Source organism: Streptomyces sp. NBC_00513 (genome assembly GCF_041431415.1).
GTDB lineage: Bacteria > Actinomycetota > Actinomycetes > Streptomycetales > Streptomycetaceae > Streptomyces.
Genome location: NZ_CP107847.1, coordinates 42,694 through 61,605, shown reverse-complemented (window position 1 = coordinate 61,605; position 18,912 = coordinate 42,694). Strand labels below are relative to the sequence as shown.

18 protein-coding genes, 1 pseudogene and 1 CRISPR repeat array (1 of these 20 only partly in view) are annotated in these 18,912 nt (G+C 70.3%); of the genes and pseudogenes, 12 read left to right on the top strand and 7 right to left on the bottom strand.

Going from position 1 to position 18,912, the window contains the following annotated elements:
• A CRISPR array of direct repeats spans positions 1–614; the repeat unit is 29 nt; unit sequence GTGCTCCCCGCCGACGCGGGGGTGGTCCG (it extends 1,002 nt beyond the left edge of the window).
• A 145-nt stretch (positions 615–759) separates the two neighbouring features.
• The 6 genes and pseudogenes from OHA84_RS38405 to OHA84_RS38380 all read right to left on the bottom strand — a co-directional run bounded on the left by OHA84_RS38405 (position 760) and on the right by OHA84_RS38380 (position 7,557).
• Entirely contained in the window at positions 760–2,457 is a 1,698-nt protein-coding gene (locus OHA84_RS38405; RefSeq protein ID WP_332881086.1) for a hypothetical protein, read from the bottom strand.
• A 1,046-nt stretch (positions 2,458–3,503) separates the two neighbouring features.
• Positions 3,504–3,809 carry a helix-turn-helix transcriptional regulator gene (locus OHA84_RS38400; protein ID WP_266976960.1) on the bottom strand — a complete coding sequence of 102 codons (306 nt, stop codon included), beginning with the start codon at positions 3,807–3,809 and terminating at the stop codon, positions 3,504–3,506.
• 492 nt (positions 3,810–4,301) lie between these two features.
• Positions 4,302–4,427: a GIY-YIG nuclease family protein gene (locus tag OHA84_RS38395; protein WP_371591635.1), complete on the bottom strand. Its 126-nt coding sequence runs from the start codon at positions 4,425–4,427 to the stop codon at positions 4,302–4,304.
• 11 nt (positions 4,428–4,438) lie between these two features.
• Positions 4,439–5,640: pseudogene (locus tag OHA84_RS38390) on the bottom strand (dihydrofolate reductase family protein).
• A gap of 34 nt (positions 5,641–5,674) precedes the next feature.
• A complete protein-coding gene (locus tag OHA84_RS38385; protein ID WP_266976958.1) occupies positions 5,675–7,069 on the bottom strand; it encodes a helix-turn-helix domain-containing protein in 1,395 nt (464 codons plus the stop codon).
• A gap of 155 nt (positions 7,070–7,224) precedes the next feature.
• Entirely contained in the window at positions 7,225–7,557 is a 333-nt protein-coding gene (locus OHA84_RS38380) for a winged helix-turn-helix domain-containing protein (RefSeq protein ID WP_266976957.1), read from the bottom strand.
• A gap of 409 nt (positions 7,558–7,966) precedes the next feature.
• On the opposite strand from OHA84_RS38380, the gene OHA84_RS38375 reads away from it, so the two are divergent.
• From OHA84_RS38375 to OHA84_RS38335, 9 genes are all read left to right on the top strand, one after another.
• Positions 7,967–8,551, top strand: a complete 585-nt coding sequence (locus tag OHA84_RS38375; RefSeq protein WP_266976956.1) for a hypothetical protein — start codon at positions 7,967–7,969, stop codon at positions 8,549–8,551.
• Positions 8,552–8,721: 170 nt separating this feature from the next.
• Positions 8,722–9,261, top strand: coding sequence for a WhiB family transcriptional regulator (locus tag OHA84_RS38370; protein ID WP_371591634.1), 540 nt, complete (start codon positions 8,722–8,724; stop codon positions 9,259–9,261).
• The gene (locus tag OHA84_RS38365; protein ID WP_266976952.1) at positions 9,258–9,605 is read left to right on the top strand and encodes a hypothetical protein; all 348 of its coding nucleotides are present in this window, start codon (positions 9,258–9,260) and stop codon (positions 9,603–9,605) included. Before OHA84_RS38370 ends, OHA84_RS38365 begins: the two co-directional genes overlap by 4 nt.
• A 139-nt stretch (positions 9,606–9,744) precedes the next feature.
• Positions 9,745–9,930 (top strand): hypothetical protein, encoded by a 186-nt coding sequence (locus OHA84_RS38360; protein WP_266976950.1) that lies wholly within the window; start codon positions 9,745–9,747, stop codon positions 9,928–9,930.
• 217 nt (positions 9,931–10,147) lie between these two features.
• Positions 10,148–10,342, top strand: a complete 195-nt coding sequence (locus tag OHA84_RS38355; RefSeq protein ID WP_323182103.1) for a DUF5999 family protein — start codon at positions 10,148–10,150, stop codon at positions 10,340–10,342.
• A gap of 102 nt (positions 10,343–10,444) precedes the next feature.
• Positions 10,445–10,810 (top strand): hypothetical protein, encoded by a 366-nt coding sequence (locus OHA84_RS38350; protein WP_266976946.1) that lies wholly within the window; start codon positions 10,445–10,447, stop codon positions 10,808–10,810.
• A 60-nt stretch (positions 10,811–10,870) separates the two neighbouring features.
• The gene (locus tag OHA84_RS38345; RefSeq protein ID WP_266976944.1) at positions 10,871–13,060 is read left to right on the top strand and encodes a hypothetical protein; all 2,190 of its coding nucleotides are present in this window, start codon (positions 10,871–10,873) and stop codon (positions 13,058–13,060) included.
• A gap of 113 nt (positions 13,061–13,173) precedes the next feature.
• Positions 13,174–13,650, top strand: a complete 477-nt coding sequence (locus tag OHA84_RS38340) for a hypothetical protein (protein ID WP_266976942.1) — start codon at positions 13,174–13,176, stop codon at positions 13,648–13,650.
• 119 nt (positions 13,651–13,769) lie between these two features.
• A complete protein-coding gene (locus OHA84_RS38335; RefSeq protein ID WP_266976940.1) occupies positions 13,770–13,955 on the top strand; it encodes a hypothetical protein in 186 nt (61 codons plus the stop codon).
• 328 nt (positions 13,956–14,283) lie between these two features.
• Here OHA84_RS38335 and OHA84_RS38330 read toward each other — a convergent pair whose 3' ends face one another.
• On the bottom strand, positions 14,284–14,535 hold the full coding sequence (locus tag OHA84_RS38330; RefSeq protein WP_266976938.1) for a hypothetical protein: 252 nt from the start codon (positions 14,533–14,535) through the stop codon (positions 14,284–14,286).
• On the opposite strand from OHA84_RS38330, the gene OHA84_RS38325 reads away from it, so the two are divergent.
• From OHA84_RS38325 to OHA84_RS38315, 3 genes are all read left to right on the top strand, one after another.
• Positions 14,509–16,248, top strand: a complete 1,740-nt coding sequence (locus OHA84_RS38325; protein WP_266976936.1) for an ATP/GTP-binding protein — start codon at positions 14,509–14,511, stop codon at positions 16,246–16,248. The genes OHA84_RS38330 and OHA84_RS38325 overlap by 27 nt on opposite strands.
• A gap of 18 nt (positions 16,249–16,266) precedes the next feature.
• Positions 16,267–16,683, top strand: coding sequence for a conjugal transfer protein TraB (locus OHA84_RS38320; protein WP_266976934.1), 417 nt, complete (start codon positions 16,267–16,269; stop codon positions 16,681–16,683).
• Positions 16,684–16,763: 80 nt separating this feature from the next.
• Positions 16,764–18,908, top strand: a complete 2,145-nt coding sequence (locus tag OHA84_RS38315) for a chromosome segregation protein ParM (RefSeq protein WP_266976932.1) — start codon at positions 16,764–16,766, stop codon at positions 18,906–18,908.
• Positions 18,909–18,912: the final 4 nt, after the last annotated feature.

The window sequence follows — 18,912 nt, the reverse complement described above, 5'->3', positions numbered from 1 at the left end:
CCGCCGTGCTTCCGCGTCCCGTGCCCCGACCCGGTGTGCTCCCCGCCGACGCGGGGGTGGTCCGGCCGTCACCGACGCGCCCGAGGAACAGGTCAAGTGCTCCCCGCCGACGCGGGGGTGGTCCGGACAGGTGCGGGTTGGGTCGGCGCCTGATGTGGTGCTCCCCGCCGACGCGGGGGTGGTCCGCGGCCTGTAGAGGACCGCCAGGGACCGGTCCGGTGCTCCCCGCCGACGCGGGGGTGGTCCGACCGCGTGATCCCGCCGTTCCTCGCCGGCATCGTGCTCCCCGCCGACGCGGGGGTGGTCCGGACAGGTGCGGGTTGGGTCGGCGCCTGATGTGGTGCTCCCCGCCGACGCGGGGGTGGTCCGCCTTGCCGTCGGGCCGCTTGTCGACGTGGATCCGTGCTCCCCGCCGACGCGGGGGTGGTCCGGCCTGGCCCGCATCCTCGCCGAGGAGGAGGGCGTGCTCCCCGCCGACGCGGGGGTGATCCGGCGCTTCTGGAGCGTGTTGGCCTCCTCCATGAGTGCTCACCGCCGACGCGGGGGTGATCCGCGCGAGAGGTAGTCCCAGGCGTGCGGCATCTTGTGCTCCCCGCCGCCGCGGGGGTGAACCGACGGGTGAAAGGGGCGCCGTGAAACCCCGCATGCGGTCGAGGCCGTGGCGCCCCCCGATCTAGGCGCCGTGGCAAAGCTCCTCCCGGGCCGTACCCGGGCATCCGGAGGGATTCAGTCGCAGCGATGCCATGCCTCCCCGGCCCATCACGCAACCTCCCCGGCGAACTCCCGGGAGCGGTGGGTGAGGCACACACTGCGGGTCGGCAGGGCCCTGCGGGTGCAGGGCGTCTCACCGTCGCGGCCGGAGCAGGTTCCCGGCACCGACGGTGCAGCGGAAGCCGCGGGCTCGACGGCGGCCCCGGCGTCTGCCTCCTCGCGGCAGAGCTTGCACCGACCGGTGTCGACGGCCCGGCCGGTCAGGAAGATCACGCACCCACAGCCGCCACACGTAGCCCGCTGAGGGCCTTCAGGGTCCCGGGGCGCCGGAACCCGCGCCGGGAGCCGGATGGCGGCCTCCAGCCCGCAGTCGGCGCAGTGTCCGGACGGGCCGGGACGAGTGCCGTGCTGGGGGCACAGGCCCTGCTCCAGGCGCTGTTCGCGCCGGCGGGCGGCGAACCGGTCCTGGACGGTCTCGGCGCACAGCTCGCAGGCCGTACCGGTCCGCCAGATGATCCCGGCCTCGCAGTCCTGGTGACCACAGCCCCACCGGGGCAGGGCAACCCCAAGCAGCCACTGGCCCGGATCGCGGATGTCGGCCAGCGCCACCGTGGCCAGACGGGCAGTCAGCCGGTGCCGGAGCCGATCCGCAGCCGTGCCCTCGCGGAGCTGACGGCCTACCTCACGGACAATCTTTCGTGCGACGAACGCGCTGGTGACCTGCTCCAGCAGCACGTGGACCGGTTCCAGAACGGCGTAGATCTCCGGGCTCATGGTCAGCCGCGGTCCGGTGTACGACGATCGGGCCGGCCCCCTACCCTTGCTGCTGCGCTTTTCGCCGTTCGGCTTCGAGGAGGGCTGGCTGATCTCACCCGCGCGCAGCGCGACACCACCCTCGCCTTCCGAACGCGCCTCCGGGGCAGCCTGGTTTTCCACAGCCTCAGCAGCCTCAACTACCTGTACCTCGCCTACGGCGGGTGAGATGAGTGCGCGCTCGTCATCAGGTGAGTCAGTCCTAGGTGATTCCTTATTCGCGAGGGATCCCTTATCAAACGACAGACCCGATCCCTCACCAACCAGCGAACTATCCGCTCCCTCCACGGCTCCGCCGCCAGGCTCCTGCGGGCACTCCTGGACCGTCTCCGGCTCCGAATCCGCGACCGGCTCACAGCGAGGCAACGGGGCCGTAGGGGCGATGTCGTGGGCGATGAACCGGTGGCGGCCCTGTGCGCCCGCGCGCCTCTGGACCGTCACCCACCTCGCCGCCTCCAGGCCGTCGATGACCTCACCGGCCGCCGCCGCCGAGATGGGCCGGCCAACCTTCCTCCCCGAGTGGTGGCGCAGGTAGCCCGCCAGCTCCCCCTCGGTCAGCGCGATGCCCGTCTGCTCCGCGAACGCGATCACCGCGTACGCGCGCAGCTGCCGAGGCGTGAGGTCCTCCGATGCCGCCACCGGCAGCCACACGAATCCCTCCGTCCGCGTCATCGGCCGCACCGACCGCAGCGCGGACTCACCCTTGCCACCCGACAGGGTCCGCCGCTTCGACCACAGCTCCACAACTCCGTCCGGCCCCCGGCGGGACAGCTGTGTCATCCCCCGCTCCACCGACGACACCGACAGCCCCAGATACGAGGCGATCGTCGACGACCGCGCCGTGCAGCCCTCCGGACGCGCCGCGAGCGCCTTCACCTTCACATACACCGACAGCGCGACGTCCGCATAGAACGGCGACGACACCAGCCGCATCGGCACCCGCACCCGCTGCCGACGCACCGTCTGGGCGTTGGAAGCGACAGGCGACACGGACGAGCGCTGAGCGGGGACCAGGGCGGCGGTCGGGGCCGCCACGCCGCTCACCGGCCCACCGCCCCGACAAGAGCGGTGAACACCACAGAAGCCGAACTGTCGAACACCGTCTGAGTAGCCGTCGGGCCTGACACGCCAAAGCGGACACCCCCGGTTTCAGCTGTTTCGTGATCCACCCGCCGACCCTGCAACAGGCGGCCTGTGGACAGAGCCCGCTCAGCGCGGATCACCCCCTGCGCTCCCGCACGGCGGACAGAAATCTTGGAACCCGTCCCGCCACACGGGAAGCCGCCCTCGCGGACGTCACCGCCGACGCAGTTGTGGACGCCCTCCGCGAGCGGGTGCACGAGCTGGACGGTCGCCGCCGCGACCGAGCCCGGCGAGACCGCTCCGAAACTGTTGCTCTTGCAGCTTCCTACCGGAAATCCAACTTCCGGTACGAAGCGGGAAAAGAGGCATGAACCGTACGCCGATCCCGTCACACGGGACGACCGCCGCGCCTGAACCGGGGTGAAACGGACAAGGTCAAGCTGACAGGGGACACCACTCTCGTGCACTATGAGAAACGACCTGCTCTCCATATAGCTGGACCGACCCGAGCCCTCTGGGCAGGACCTCGGCCAGATGTGCGGATGTGTCGGGTAAGCCCCCCTTCGTGAGAAGCGGGGCAGACACCGATCGGGCGGGGGGAGATTTCTCCTCCCCTCCCGGTACTGCTGAACCGCAACGCCCCTGTGGTGGGGGCCTGCGGGTGACGCAACTGCTAGCTACAGCTGTGGTGGCCGTGGTTAGTGGCCTGGTGTGCAGTGGCCCTGGTTAGGGGCCGGAGAAAACGAGCGGCTCGGTGAGCCGCAGCTCAGGACCAGCGGCAAACTGGGACCTGAGCGGCCGACGCGGGTGGTTAATCCGTAGTCGGTAGACGGGCCGCGCGACGGCCAGCGGATGGTTAGTCCGCTTTGTGGCGCGCGCGGCCGATGGCCTTTAGGTCATCCCGATCCCCCCTCGGAGGTCGGCGTCGGCATGCCCTCATTCAGCTGTGTCGCTTCGGGAAAACGCTCCGCGAGGCCATTGAGCAGGTGAAGGTAGACGTCGCGGTGTGGGCGCCGAGGGTGGGCCTCGCCCGACTCCCAGCGCGCGACCGCCACGCGCTTCACACCCACAACGTCCGCGACATCCTTCTGCGTGAGGCCAGCAGCAAGACGCAACTGGGCCCGCACGTGAGGTGGCGGCAGGACGTCGTCCAGGCCGTCCAGCAGGGCATCGACCTGCCTCAAGCGGTCCGGGTCGGGCATGGCGCAGCCTCTCATGATCGACAGATCCCTGAAAGATACACCACTAGGACTCTGAGAGGGAGGTGCCGTCGCCGTTCGTTCCGGCGGATCGCCTTCTGCAAGCCGGTCCCTGACTTCGGCGTCGGTCCGTCCGAGGGGCTGGTGGTCCGCGATAGGGCGAACCACGTTGTGGGGTGGAGCGCCGATCACCCTGGCTGTCCGGAGCATGTGCAGAGCGAGGCCAGCGGATGACTCCGAGATCTTGAAGCGGGCCGCAAGCTCACGTGCCGCAGGAAAGGTGACTACCCACTAGACACGTGCCGTTCGTGATCTGCGAGAGGAGCGCCTCGGCGACCGGCCGCCAGAATGGATCCACTGGGCGCGACTGGCGTGCATGAACCCAGTTGGCGATGCGGTCGGTTCCGTCGTACAAGGGGCCTTCGGTCCGGAGCGCCTCTGCCTCGACGCTTTCGGCCTTGGGCCGACTGTCGTGCCACCGGACGTCCTGACGCTTCACCAGATGCCACCAAAACTCTGGCGGCGGTGATCGGCGAGGCGCTGCTGCAAGTTCATGGTGATTCCGACGTACAGCAGGCGCCCCTCGGCGTCGTACAGCCGATACACGGCTGTACGAGCCACGCTGACGCGTTTCACCGCTTACCGCCACTGAGTAGATGGCTGTTCGGCCTCTGAGCGGCGTCCGCATGCTCAGGGAGTTCGACGACGGCGACACCAGCGGACTCAAGGAGTTCAGTGCCGTCGGCGCCCGGGACGAAGGTATCCGGCTCGCGCCAGGCAGTGACGACACGAGGGATGCGGGCGTCGCGGATGAGCTGCGAGCAGGGCCGTGCGCGGGACGCACGCTTTGCGCAGGGTTCTAGGGAGCTGTAGAGCGTGGCGGTGGCCAGACGGGAATCCGTGGCAGCGAGCTTGGCGAGTGCAGCTTCTTCGGCATGGTCAAGGGGGTCGGACTCTCGGGAGTGACCCTGGGCGAGCTCGGTGCCGTCCTCCGCGACGATGACCGCACCGACGGAGAATGCGGTCGTCGAGGGAGGGCACAGGGCAGCGAGATCGCACGCGAGGGCGAGCCAGCGGTGGTCCGCGGCGTTAGCGGAGCTGCCGACGCCCGGAGCGCTCGCGCCTGACCTGATGGTCATCGGGGTTCCATGGAGATGTCCTTAGGCGCGTAGCGCAGGAGCACCACGTCGCCGATTTGCTTTGTCTCCAAGAGCCTGAGCCGGGCGGAGGGGCCACCGAGGTAGTTGGCAGGACCGAGCATCCGTACGGCATCAGACTGGCCGACGAGGAGCGGGGCGATGACGAGCTGGAGCTCATCGGCGAGAGCTTCCTCGAGGAGCTGGGTGTGGATGGTGCCGCCACCTTCGACCATGAGCTGCTGGACTCCGTAGACATCGCCGAGGATGTCGAGTGCGGTCTGCCAGGTTGCTTCAGTAGGGATGCCCTGGATGGTAGCGAGGTCCCCGAGATTGGCGCGGGTCTTCCCTGCTGCTTCATGGCCAACAGCGAGAACTAGTTTCTCGCCGCCGTGGTGCCAGAACTTCCAGGCAGGGTCAAGGTCGCCTGTTCTGGTGATGGTGACCTTCAGCGGGTACTCAGGGAGACCTGCGGAGACTCGCGCTGCCCTTCGCTCCGGCGAGTTGACGAGGAGCCGGGGGTTGTCAGCTCGAAGGGTGCCAGCGCCAACGAGGATTGCGTCGACGGAGGCGCGTACGGAGTCGACGCGGTCGAAGTCGGCGGCGTTGGAGAGCAGGAGCCGGTCTTCGCCCGGCCGGGTGTCGAGGTAGCCGTCCAGAGAGACGGCGGCGGACAGCAGGACGAACGGGCGAGGCACGGAACTCTCCAAGTATGAGTAGGGCCGGGTGACGTCAGGCGGGGTGCAGGACGATCTGGTCGAGCGCGGCGCGGAATTCGGCGATGCCCTCTTTGCTGCCGGCGGCGGCAAGAACTCGGTCGAGCCGGTCGAGCTGGCTCACGATGCGGGCTGAGCCGGTTTCAGCAGCGATTCCGACGGCTTGTAGGCCGATCTGAGCAGCGAGAGGGAGGTTGCCAGCGCCGGCGTGGGCGCGGGCTGCGCGGGCGAGGTAGACGCCGCGGTCGCGCCGGTAGGTGGCTGGCAGGGCAGCGATGGCGGTGTCGAAACCTGCTGCGGCCTGCTCGTACTCGCCGAGCGCGGCCAAGGAGCGAGCGCGGGCCGTGCTGACGTATGCCTCGTCGAGCCAGGAGCCCCAGACTCCGTCAGTGTCCGCGCGCCCGAGGAGAGCAAGCGCGGTGTCGTATGAGGTCAAGGCTTCGGTACCGTCGCCTAGAACGGCGTGTGCGTGGGCTTGGTGCATGACTGCGATGACTTCGAGGCGGCTGCCGGGGCGGGCGGTGCGGCGGGCAGCGGCTGCAAGGCCGAGGGCGTCAGCCGCAAGGCCCGTGTCCACGGCGAGCTGGGCCTTGCGGCCGAGAATGTACGCGGTGAGATCGGTGTCGCCGGTGATGTGGGATGCATCAAGGGCCTTCGCCGTGTGCCCGTGGGCGGTTCGCTCGTCCCCAATGTCTTGCGCCAGCCACCCAGCTAGTTCCTCGTAGCGGGTTTCGAGCGCGAGGAGCTCGGCAGCGTCGGCGCCACGAGAAGTACGGCGGCGGCTGGTAAGTCGGGCCAGGTGCTGCTGTAGCGCGGGCAGCACGTGCCGGGGACCGATCAAGTTGTCGGTCTGGATCATCACGCGGCGGAGCTGCGAGAAGTGCTCAATGGGCGAGACCATGTCGGCGGTAGCGGCCGCGGTCGCTGTCGGGGCCGGAAGTGCTGTCGTGGCGAGTCCGGCGAGACCAGACGCCAGGACAACGCGGCGGGGCACGGGCACGAAGAGGATCCTTCCGTGGACGCGGCAGGGGACGACGACCGTGTCCGTGTCGTCATCGTTCGAGCCTGCCTGTCCAGAGGCGGCTAGGGCCAGGTCCGGAGACGATTCGGACACATGGACCCCCGGAACGGACACATCGCGCGGGGAGGAAGCATCCCTGCCGATGCGGGCCCACAGCTCCACCAGGAGTCCTTGGCCGTCGAGCAGTCGGTCGAGCTGCTCAACCTCCGAGCGGTGTTTCGGTGCCCGTTGTGCGTTCTCCCATTTCCAGAGCTTGGAGTAGGAGATGAAGGTGGCCTCTGCCAGGCTGCGCAGGGTGTGGTTGCGCCGTTCCCGAAGGTCTCGCATCTGATAGCCGAAGCGATGCAAGGGCGATGCCTCGGGGGTTAAGACGTTCGGCTTCTGCCCCACACTGATACCCCTTCATGTCTCCGATTGTTGTGTCCCATCTGCCGGACACATGTCAGACCTAGAACGCAATCCACGCCTGGTCTTACAACTTTGGTAGCGGAGCCGGAAGCGACCAGGGAGCGAAGGACATGCAGCGTGAGAGGCGGGAGCCAGCGTCAGCCATCGCGTTTTCCCTCAAGCTTGTCCAGACGGGCCGTGAGCTCCGCTACCTGAGACTGAAGCACCTTGATGGCGAGTGCGGTCGGGTCTTGGTCGGCCTCACCCGAGGTGTCGCTGACGAAGGAGCCACGCCCTTGGTGGGAGTAGATCAGTCCCGCGCTGCGCAGTTCGGTAAGAGCTCGTTGGACCGTTCCTGCCGCGACGCCGTACTCCTCGGAGAGCTCCCGGATGCCGGGCAACTTCATGCCGGCAGCGAGTCGTCCCTGGCGGATCTTCTCGCCGTAGTCCTGGGCGATCCGTTGGTACGGCTGCACGGCCTCGTTACTCATGAGCGACATCGTAAGACGACCCCCTCGACTTAGGTAGCTTCCCTAGCTTCCCTAGCTTCATTAACGAACCGCTTGACACCACCCCCACTCTATCAGCTAAGTTAGCTATGTCAGCTAAGAAGGTCTCTCGGTGAGAGCCCCTCCCCCCGCTGAACACCCCGTGGTAGCAGCTTCATCGCTTCCACATCCCAGGCCGGAAGTGGCCGGGAGCACCGCCCACAACCGCATAGCGCAGCACCGCATCGAGTTTTGTGGCCGCTCACCAGAGGGTGGGTGCCGGGAGACGAACCACGAGGTCCCCGGTCGGCTTGATGCGGGCGCAGCCTGACAGCAGTTGCGCTGCCTGTCCGCCACGGCCTTTTCGTGAGGCCCTGGCGGGCAGAGAACGCAACCACCTGTGGAGGAACCCATGAAGCACAACGGCCGGGCCCCGCTCCGGGCGAGCAGCGTTCGTCCCAACCTCATCAACCTGCGCGACGGCGAAAAGCGCGCCATTGTCTGCCCCGACTGCACCACCTGGCGGCCCATCCGGGACCGCATGGTCATCGCCCACCGGGCCGAACCGCACAGTGGCCAGCCCCGCCACCGCCGCGCCGAGCCGGGCCGCACACCCCGCTGCCCCGGTAGCGGCCAGCGCATTTGGTTCGACATCACCCCCGACCAGTGGCACGAGGCTCTGGCCGACGCCGTTACCGAGGCCGCCAGCCGCCAGGCCACCACGGTGCTGCCCAAGGCATTCAGCCCGGCGACCGACCGGACCCTGCGGGCCCGCGCCGAGCGCACCCCGGCCGGCCGAATGGCCGACTGGAAGGCGGTCCAGGTACAGGTCGGCGAGACCGACGCCGCCCGGAAGCAGCTCCCCGACGGCGCGCGCCCCGCTGATGGCCCCCAGCTTCCGCAGGAGCCGGAGCACTTGGAGCGCCACGACCGGCGGCAGGCCGAGCTGGGCAGGCAGTACGCCGCCCGGAAGGTCGCGGCCACGTCGGCCGCCTGACCCGCACACCGCGACGATCGACCACGGCCTCGGCCACCCGCATCACGAGCGGGCGGCCGAGGCCGTGGCTGCTCGTACAGCAGTCAGAACACGACGAACCCCCGGGCTTAGGCCCCCGGGGGTTCGTCTCTGCAGTCCCCCTCTGGAAAGGGAAGACGCACATGCACAGGATGACATCTACTCAGGCCCGCCGGATGCGGCGCCCGGTGCTCCAGGCCGCGATCGACGCCGGCGCCAAGTGCGTTCAGGCCGACACCAACCCCGACCTCTTCTTCCGCGCCGATGGTCAGCCGCCGGCCACCTGGCAGGCGCAGCGCGCCGAGGCGATCCGCTTCTGTCACGGCTGCCCCGTCCGGGTGGCCTGCGAGGAGTTGGCCCTGCGCGACGGCGACGGCAACCCTCGGGTCGACGACCTGGTTCGCGGTGGCCGCTCCGGCTACGAGCTGGTCGCCCTCCGCGAGCTCCAGGCCCAACGCCTCACCGCCGCGGTCACCGCCGACGAGGCCAGCGACCAGGAGTGGAAACAGCTGACCGGCCTCGCCGTGGAACTGGGGAGCGAGGCCCGCAGGATTCCGGCCAGGAGCGGCGGCATGCCGCACCAGGCCGTACTCCAGCGGCAGCAGAACCAGCGGATCGCCGAACTCGCCGCCCAGCTCGCCGTGGTGCGCACCGCCCGCCGCGCCCGGACCGGCTGGGAGGTCGCGGCATGACCGCCACCCTGACCCCCCGCGCCGGAACGATCGACGACATCCGCCACGAAGAAGAGGACCGCGGATACGAGCGGGACGAGACCGACTCCCTCCACCAGGTCGGCACCCTGCTGCTCACGATGGCCGAGCGGGACGACGCCCGGATCCCCGAAGGCCGCCGAGCCCGGCGCACCCTCGCCGAGATGGCCCCCGGCTACATCCGCCCCCCGCTGCTGCGTTTCAACATGCCGGTCCGCGCGGCGGCGGACGAGGCCTGCGCCTTGTGCGGCTACTGGACCTGCCGCTGCGGCCAGAACGCCACCGCCTCGTCCCCGCCGCCGAGTACGACGGGCCTGGTCCGGTGAGTGGCTGCGGCCACCCGCCGACCCTGGTCACCGTGAACTCGATCGGCGCGGACGGCCAGCCGTACCAGTCGATCCGGCACGAGCCCTGCACCTGCGGGACACCGCCGCAGCCACAGCCCGAGCAGAAGTAGGGACTCGCGTGCACATACCGGCCGCCCGTACCGCCCAGCACCACGCGGTACGGGCCATCGCCGCGCGCGGCCTGGCCCACCCCCTCACCCAGGCGCTTCTGGCGGCCGCCGTGCTCACCGCGGCGGCTGCCTGGGAGGCCGGCCACCGCGTCACCGACATCCACCCGCCCCTCACCAGGCGCGGCAAAAGCTGATCACCCGGTGTCCCGCCTGGCGGGCCCGGCCGCCAGGTTCTCGACCGCAGCCCTGGCGCGCCGCGTACCGGCCGCCCGCCTCCAGGGACGCCGCCCTTTCACACACCCTCGGTCCGGGAGAGTCTCGGGCCCACCCTCGCCAGGAGAGCTCATGCAGCACAGCACCAAGCTCGACACCGCGACCACCAACGAGAAGGCCCGGCGGATGCCGGAGTCCCTGTGCACGCATCGGCCGACGTGCCCGACCGCCGACAGCCCCGACCGGGAAGCCGCCCTCCCGGTCGCGTCGCACCCCGAACAGGGCTGGGCGCTCCTCTGCAACGCCGTTCTGGTGTTCGAGGACACCGGCGAGCTCCTGCCCGACGGCCAGATCATCGCCCCGCACCGCCCCCTCGCCACGGTCACGGCCTGACGGCTGCCTGATTCGCCCAACCCGCCCGCCGAACTCCGTTGGCCGGGTCGGGCGGTGACGGGGAGCCGGACAGTCCGGACCGCCCACCCGCCAGGAGTCACCATGCGCAACAGCGCCCAGAGCACCACCCCCACGATCAAGTTCCAGCGGGGCCAGTTCGTCCTGTTCCGCGACCCGGAGATGTTCTGGACCGGGCAGGCCGGCCACACCTTCGTGTGCAAGGTCGAGCGGGCCTGGTTGGACGGCAAGTACGACCTGATCGCCCTGGCCTCCGACCGCTTCGTCCACTGCGCCGGCGCGGAGTACATGCGGCTGCTGCCGGCCGTCGACGCGATGCGCGACATCGACACCGCCCCGCTGAACCCGAACGGCGCGGCCGACGACATGACCGCGGCCGCCATCGCCTGGCTCACCCAGCAGCACGCGACCGCCAACCGGCGGGCGGAGCTGCCCGCCCAGCGCGACTGACCGCACCACCTGAACAGCCGCCCCCACCCAGGGGCGGCACTCGACCCGGAAGGAGGCGGCGTGGCCGCCACACGAACCGCCCGCAAGAGGACCCCCGCCCGCAAGAAGCCGGCGACCCCCCGTCCGGCTTCGCAGCCCACCGCTGCCCCCACCACCCCCGACGCTTCCCCAGCCCCGGCCCCGGCCCCGGCCGAGATGACGAAGGCGGAGCCGGAGCCGGAGGTTGTCGACTTCGAGGCGCTGGCCCGCGTCGCCGACGCCCGGGACCGGGCCGCGGATGTCATCGACGCCGCGCGCGAGCAGGCCGCCACTCTCCAGGCGGAGGCTGAGACGGCGGCCGCGCGCACCGTCGCCGACACGCACGAGCAGGTTGCCGTGCTGATGTCCGAGGCGCGGACCCGCGCCGCGGACATCACCGCCGGCGCCGACCAGGAGGCCGCCGCCCAGCGCGAGGCGGCGACGGATGACCTCCAGGCGGCGCGTGGCGAAGCCGACCGGCTCCTGACGGAGGCCCGCGACCGTGCCGAGAGCCTGGTGGGCCAGGCCCGCGCGCAGGTTGCCGATCTCACCGAACTGGCCGCCACCGACCGCGTGGCCACGGCCACGGCTGTTGCCGAGCTTCGCCGCCTGGCGGAGGCCGACCTCACCGAGATCAGCACTCTGGTCGACCAGCGCCGCACCGACGCCGGCCAGATCCTGGCCCGCGCCCAGAAGCAGGCCGACGAACTGGTCGCCGCGGCGCAGCGGGAAGTCGACCAGGCCCGCGAGCGGTTCGTCCAGCTCGCGGCGACGGCGGCCGAACAGTACGACGGCCGCCGGGCGGAGGCGGAGGCGCTGTACGCGGACGCGGTCAAGGCGGCCGACGACCGGCGCCGCGAGGCCGAGGCCCGCGTCGCCGCCGTGCACACCGAGGCGGAGGCGGCCCGCACCGAGCTGCGGATGAAGTTGCGCGCGCTCACCGACCAGTTCGACGCCCAGGCTGCTGAGCGGCGCAAGGCGCTCGCGGACGAACTCGCCGGGCTCAAGGGGGCGTGCGACCTGCAGCGCGAGCGGCTGCGAGACGAAGCCAAGACGGTCGCGGCGCAGCTGCGGGAGGCCGCCCGGAAGGAAGCCGACCGCATCACCACCGAGGCGGAGCGCAAGGCCAAGGGCATCACCGACCGGGCGAAGGCGGATGAGGCGCGCGCCCGCCGGCTCCTGGAGGAGGCCCGCGAGGCGAAGAAGGCGAGCTCCCGCTGGAACGGCTGGCAGCAGAAGGCCGGCCAGAAGCTGTGGAAGACGGCCCCGTGGGTCGCGTTGGCCTCCGGCGTCGGGCTCGCCGCCTCCGGCGAGTACGAGCTGGCCCGCATGGTCGGCATCAACCAGTACGTCGCCCCGCTGCTCCCCGTCTCGATCGATGTTTACTGCGTCACCGCGTTCCGGGCCAAGAAGGACATCCCTTACGCGCTGCTGCTGATGGCGTCGGCGAACGTCACCTACCACCTGTCCGAACAGGCCCACCTCGTCCAGGACGGCCAGTCCGCACCGTGGCAGCTCACGACCTTCGTCGTGCTGATCTTCGTGGCCGTCATCTGGCGCGTCCACACGCTCATGCACGACGACGGTATGGACGCCGGAAACGGAACGCCCGCCCGTACAGGTACACACCGGCGTACCGACGCAACGGACACCGTGTCGTCCAGCCGTACAGAGGCCACCGGCCACGACCTGTACGCCGCGCACAACGAGCTTCGGCCGGACGCCATGGGCACTCGATGGGACGGTACGGACCCTGTCTACCCAGCCTCGCACCCGCCGCACGATGGCGGGGCCGAAGCGGCGGTGACCAGGGCGTACAGCGACCGTACATACGGCGTACACACCACCCCCGAGGGGGCGGCGCGTACAGGTACGGCGGCTGCGAGCCGTACCGGTACGGCCAGCGCGGCCGTCCAGGGACGCACCGGCGCGATCAGTGTCCGTACCCAGCCCGGCGGCGACGGTATTCCGCAGGCCCGTACAGGTACAGCCACCGCGTCCTCTTCCGTAACCGGAACCACAGGAACGGCGGGCGCGGACCGTACAGGGACGCCTGTACGGACGGACGCCGAACTCCTCGCGCTCGTACAGAACCTGCCCCGGGACGAGAACGGCTTCGTGACGCTCTACCAGGCCCGCACCAAGCTCTCCGTCAACAACACCCGCGCGGTACGCCTGCTCGCCCAGGCCGGCCTGCTGCGCCCCGAGGACGCGGACAAGCACCTGACCTGACCCGCCGTCCGGCACACACCAGTGAGGGCCAGCCCATCGGAAGTGGGCTGGCCCTCGCTGCGACTGCCGGAAGCAGTCGACAGCCCACTCAGTACAGCAGGAGGAAACCCGCCGTGAACAGCACTGACCCGAATCACGCACCCCTGCGCGATGTGGCGCAGAGCCCGGAGGCGACCGCCCGGTACCTGGCCGATGTTCAGCGGGTCCTGCTGGACATCGGCAGGAACCTGGAGGCCCTCGCCCTGGAGACCCGCGTCCACTGCCGCGACACCCACGTCCAGGGCGATCACTGGTTCGACGCCTGGATGCGCGCCCAGCCCGTCGAAAGGGCGCTCAAGGACGTGCTCAAGCACGTCGAGGGCGTCACCAAGGGCCTGGAAAAGAGCGCATTCAAGCGCCGCGCCCACGACGAAGTGGTAGCTAATACCGCCAAGAAAAGGAAGGAAAAGGAACTGGAAAAGCAGCGTAAGAACGCCCCGCCGCTCCAGGCCGCCCCGCCCAGTCCGCCGCAGCAGGATGCGCCCAGCCGTAATTCCGGCTATGGTGGCCCCGCGTCGATTTACGACTTGAGTAACAGGGAGTCGGCGTGACGCGCCCCCTCAGCAGCACGGAGCGTTCCATTCAGGGGCGGAACAGCTGGCTGAAGGATGAGGAGCGCAGGGCAATCGAAAGTCGCGGTGAGTTGGGTCGGATGGAATTCTGGCTCCGCGTGACTCGAACCCGAATCACCCAGGACGTCAGGGCCGGACGCGCCGACGTCATCCGCGGTTTCACGAGTGTCTGCCGCCTCTTCAAGCTCGCGATCGACAAGCGGGCCGACGGCGATCCGAGGCTGTGGAACCACCTCATGCAGTACGCGGAGCAGGTGCTGGAGCAGCACGGCCCGCGCCGCTGAACACCCACCAACGAAGGCCCCGCCGGACTCCGGCGGGGCCTTCGCCTCGCGTAATGCGTGCACACGTGCACGTGCACACGCGTGCACACGAGACCCACCCGCTGTCAAGCCCTCTGGAGGGAGGTGCACCGTGTCCGACGTGGACGACCCGAACGGGATCCTGGTCCGCGGCCCATGGAGCGGTGAACCCTCATACGCCCCGCCCCCGATCCCTGACTTCGCCGACACCATTCCGCCGCCGGCGGACATTCCCGCCGCACCGGAATCACCGGAAGAAACCACGATGGAACTCCCGGCGATTCCGGCCGCGCCGGACCCGGCCACGGCATTACGCTCGGACGGATTCACCCCGCCGCAATACGCGAATGAAGAAGGCGAATACGAGGAAGGCGAATACGTCCAGCCGCGCTCTCTCGCCGACCGTCTCGGCGACTGGTTGGAATTCCGCCTTGAAATGGCGCGGTACAACCATGAAGGCGAAGCGCCTTTCCGCGAGGCTGAAATAGCGCGGAAGGCCGCACTGCTGGAGGGCCGCACCGCGCAGGAAGTCGCGATGATGGAGCAGAACGGAAAGCTCCACGCCGCGATGATGAAAGCGAAGGGCGACAAGGCGGCGGCACGCGGAAAGGCCGACGCCGACCGCACGAAGTCGCCCAGCTCCGGGCTCGGTGCGGACAAGGGCCGCTCGAAGGCCGGTGGCGGGGGCGGGTCCCCGCGCAGCGGGAGCGGCAGCGGTGGCGGCGGGCCTCGCAACAGCTCGGGAGCCGGAACGGGGCCCGGCTCGAAGGGGCCCGGGTCGCGCGGCTCGAACTCCGGTGGAAGCGCCGGGCGTTCGGGGTCCGGGGCGGCCGGAAGCGGCAAGGGCGGCATGAAGGGCCCTGACCGACCCTCTGGCGGCCGTTCTCCCGGTTCGGGGCACGCCGGGGCCGGCGGGGGGTCGAAGGGCTCCCACAGCGGCTCTGGCGGATCCGGCAAGGGAAGTGGCCACAAGGGCGACGGCGGCCGAGCCCAGCACCACACTCCGGCGTCCAACGCCCGTGCGGAGCGAGCCCGCGGCCGCGCCGATCGCGCCGCGACCCGACAGACCGGACGCCATGAACGCCGCAGCGCCGACCACTCCGCCGGCCTCGCCGACCGGAGTAAGAACCGGGACCAGACGCGCGCCAACCGGCAACAGGAATGGCAAAACCGCCAGGCGAAGAAGGCGGAGCGGGAAGCGGCACGGAAGGCGAAGCGGGAAGCCGCGGCGTCGCCCGATTCGGGCCGCACCACGCTGGGCAAGGCCATCGGCGAGGAAGCCCAACGCCGCTGGGACAAGCGCCGCGCCGACGCGACGGCCGACAAGCCCAGCACGGAGAAGGCGCCCAAAGACGCCGACGACAAGGCCAAGAGCACCGACGCCAAGGACGGCCCTGACGGGGCCTCCGGCGATGGGAAGGCCGCCCCGGCGGGCGATGAGTCCAAGGCCGGTGACGAGCCGTCTGACGGTTCGAGGAAGCGCCGCCGGTTCCGCCGCCGCTCCGGCGGCTCGGGCCGGACCGGGCGCCGGGGCCGCACCCGGCGTACGGGACGCACTGGCCGTGCCGGTCGGGCGGGTCGTGCAGGCCGGCGCGGACGCCGTTCTTCCGAGGGCCGGTTCGGGCCGCCGCCCACCCCGACGGCGGAGTGGCCCGATCACCCCAGCCGCCCCCCGCGCCCCGCCGAAGCCGCCACCGGGGACGACATCGTCGACGCGGACATCGTCCCCGACCTCCCCGACGCTCCGGCCGCGGTGACGACCGGCGTCAAGAGCCTGCCGCCCGCCCCAGAGCCGCACACCGAACGTCCCGGCACCAGCCGACCCACCAGCACGGAAGGGAGCAGCGTGAGCAGCGCACCGGTCAGCAGGCCGTCCACGCAGGGCAATCTCAGCGCTCAACACCGCACGGACATCACGTTCGACGAGTACCTGATGGAGATGGCGCATACCGCCCTCAAGGCCGCCTCCGACGGGGAGCGTGCCGAGGCGTTGAGGGAGGCGCTTGGCAAGGTCGCCGATGCGTTGGCGGAGATGGCCGCCGATCTGGCCGAGGACCACAACGTGTCCGCCGCCGTCACCGACCTTGTTGCCGACCTCGCCGAGACCGCGGGTGAGATGAAGGAGCAGGCGCAGCGGTGCGCCGAGGAGTGCGGCATCGCCAAGGTGGCCGCCAGGGTCGCGGCCAACGAGGTCGCCCGCGTGTACGGCGAGGACATGGACGCCAAGGAAGACGCCGGTCTGACGTCCGTGTCGGCCGCCGCCCACCACGACTAGGAAAGGGGACACCCGCTGATGAGCGACCTCACATCCGGCGGTGCCGGCATGGCCGCGGCTCCGGCCGATGGCGACAACCGCTACAAGTCCGTCCAGAGCAAGCTGGAGAAGCTCGGCAAGGCCATGGACGACGCCGGCCTCGAACTCGAGTCGCTGCGGCGCAGCATGAAGGGCAACGCGGCTCACACCCATGACGTCGCCGGTGACATTGAGAACGCCGACCTGGACGCCAAGTTCGTGGTGATGACGAACCTGGTTTCGGTGGCCCTGGGTGGCGCCGCCGTGGAGGTCAAGCAGCTGTGTGACAGCGCGCAGGAGACCGCCGACCGCACCTGGGAGGCCAAGCGCACGCACTCCCGCCTGTACGGGGCGCTGGACGACATCCGCTCCAACCGGCCCGAGAAGACTCCCCGGCCGGGCTTCTTCAACCGCTGACCCCTCCCCTCCCCCACCCCGCCACGGGCGGCCCCGCACCTCTGCGGGGCCGCTCGTCCCCGTTCCCGAAGGAGAACCTGGTGTCCACGCCGCGCAGTGTCATGCTCGAACGCCTCGCCTACACCCTCGCCACGCCCGTGCTGGCCGTGGCCCCCAACATCTACCCCGACAGCCCCGTCCACCAGATTGTCCAGCTGGCCGGCGTCGCCGGGATCGGCGGCTGGTTCCTGGCCGCCAAGAGCAACATGCCCGGCACCGGGCGCAAGATCTTGCGCTGGTCCCCGCTGGTCCTGGCCGCCGCCATCGACGTCACCGCCGGACACACCACCGGCTTCGGCCACTACTGGATGGACGGGTTGCTCGCCGCCGGATGGGCGGCCGCCGGCTGCCTGGTGATGCCGTTCTCTCGGCACGCCCGCAGCCGCCACCGCCCCGCCCTCGCCGCCCCGGCCCCGCAGCCGGCGCCCGAGATGGTCGAGGAAGAGGCTCCGCAGCTGGTCGACGACGGCGCCGACCTCCTCACCCGCGACGCGCGGATGATGTGGGAGCAAGCCGGAAGCCCGGCCCGCACCCACATCGTCAAGGCCACCCGGCACCCCGGGATGCAGCACGACATGACGCTCCTGCTGCGCGCTACGGAGCCGGGACGGCCCATCACCGGCCTGTCCGAGGCGGCGGTTGCCGCCGTCTTCGGTGTGCCCGCCCACGACGTCGTCCTGCTGGACGTCGCGGTCCAGCCCGGCCGCCTGGGCGGGCCGGGCTGGCTGGAGGCGCGCATCACCCCGGACGCCAACCAGCGCCGTCGCACCAAGCCGACCCCCGAGGAGCGCTGGACGGATAGGGTCGGCGGACCCAAGGGAGGCGCCCCCGGCTCGGAGCTGGTCCACCGCACCCGCGACGAGGTCCGCGGGGTGACCTTCTACCGGGCGAGGATGGCCGACGCCACGACCACCCCGCGCATCGACCTGGCCAAGGTCTGCCGCGGCCTCAAGCTCCCCGAGGACGACTCCTGCGTCTTCGTTCTGATCGACGGCACCGAGTTCCTCATCAGCGCCTTCGACAAGCCCCCGTTGTCCGCGATCTTTCCCGCCACCCGCGAACTGCTGACCCCGGACGCCAAGGGCATGTACGTGTGCGGCTACACCATCACCGGCCAGCCGGTGAAGAACATGGTGTTCCAGCACGACAAGAACGCCGCCGCCCACGGCCTCATCCTCGGCGTGAGTCGCAGCGGCAAGACGCAGTTCTTCGCGATCAACATGGCCGCGCAGTCCCTGAACGGCCAGGTGGTGTGGCTCTCCACGGTCCGAAAGGACGAGAAGACCACCGTGCTCGGTCGCTACATCGACCGGCAGGGCTCCCACGCCCTGTGGATGGCCCGTTCCCTGCGGGCGGCGAAGGCGCTGTGCGAGATCCGCGCGGAGATGCCCTGGCCGCACGACGGCCAGCCGCACGACTACAAGCCGGGCGACCCCCGCTGCCCCTACCGGCAGCTGAACGTCTACGCGGACGAGTTCATGACCGCGGCCCAGGACGCGACCTTCGGCGAGTTCATCCAGGCCGACGGCGACGACCTCACCGTCACCGGCCTGAAGTACGGCATCGGCTTCAACCCGGCGGGACAGTCCCCGTTCGCGCACAACGGTTTCTCCACCGAGATGAAGGACAACCTCCGCCAGAACAGCCGGCCGACGATCTTCAACATGGGTTCGCCCGGCGCCACCCGCAAGGCGGCGGAAGGAACGATGGAGAACGCCTACGACGTCCCGACCATCCCGGCCCGCTACGCCCAGCAGGAGGGTTCCACGATCGAGCGGGCCATGAAGGGCGAGGCCGATCCGGAGAACGGGGTGAGCACGGGCGGGGTCGCCATCATGGTCATGGACAACGGGCGCGCGGTGTTGATGCGGTCGCTGTACGCGGACTTCGACACCGACCTCGCCGACCTGTTTCCCCACGACGTCTGCCGGCTCACCGACCACGAGATCAGCGAGCTGACCAAGCGCGGCCTGTGGTTCGACTGGAACGAGCCCGTACGCCCCGGCGAGTTCTGGCCCGAGCCCAAGGAGGGCGACGACGAAGGCGGCTCCCGCCGCCGCGGCGGCGGTGGCGGCACGGGCGGAGGCGGCAAGCGCGGGCCGAAGGCCGACAGCAATCGCTCCGAGCCCCAGATCGCCTCGCCCCGCCAGGCGCTGGAGGCCATCAGGAGCCTCAACAACGCCTGATCCT